At 67.0% G+C, this 518-nt stretch carries 1 pseudogene; it reads left to right on the top strand.

Annotated features, from left to right (window positions below):
• Positions 1–432 (top strand): annotated as a pseudogene (locus VXC91_RS46815) (transposase); the annotation flags it as partial.
• Positions 433–518: the final 86 nt, after the last annotated feature.

The following is a 518-nucleotide window of genomic DNA, read 5'->3' as shown; positions in this document are numbered from 1 at the left end:
GCGCTCCGACCTGGCTGGATGGGCCGAGTACGGGTACTGCGCCAGCCACAGCCGCTTCTTTGGGGGCCTGCGCCTGCACCTGGTGTGCACCCTGCAGGGCCTGCCGGTCGCCTTCGCCCTGACCGGGGTCAAGGCCGACGAGCGCGATACCCTGCTGGACCTGCTTGCGGCGAAACCGCACCTTGTCGCGCCCGGCCTGGACAGACGCTCATCGGCGACAAGAATTACTTCGGCCGGGACTTCGAACAAGAACTCGCCCAGCAGGGAATCCGGTTGCTACGGCCGACCCACAAGGGCGAACGGCAGCGGCCCGGCGGATCCCTGTACAAGCCGTTGTGGCAGGTCATCGAGTCGGTCAACGAGACCTTCAAGGGACAGCTTGACCTCGAACAGCACCGAGGCCGCACACCCCGCGGTGTCATCGCCCGTGTACGGGCGCTTCCGGCGGTCGGGGCTGGATCCCCCTACGACGCCTTTTCCTCGTCGCTCACCACGACGGTCTTCAGCCAACGCAGCAC

It is taken from the genome of Streptomyces chiangmaiensis (assembly GCF_036281785.1).
GTDB lineage: Bacteria > Actinomycetota > Actinomycetes > Streptomycetales > Streptomycetaceae > Streptomyces > Streptomyces chiangmaiensis.
This window is presented reverse-complemented; position numbering and strand designations above follow the sequence as displayed.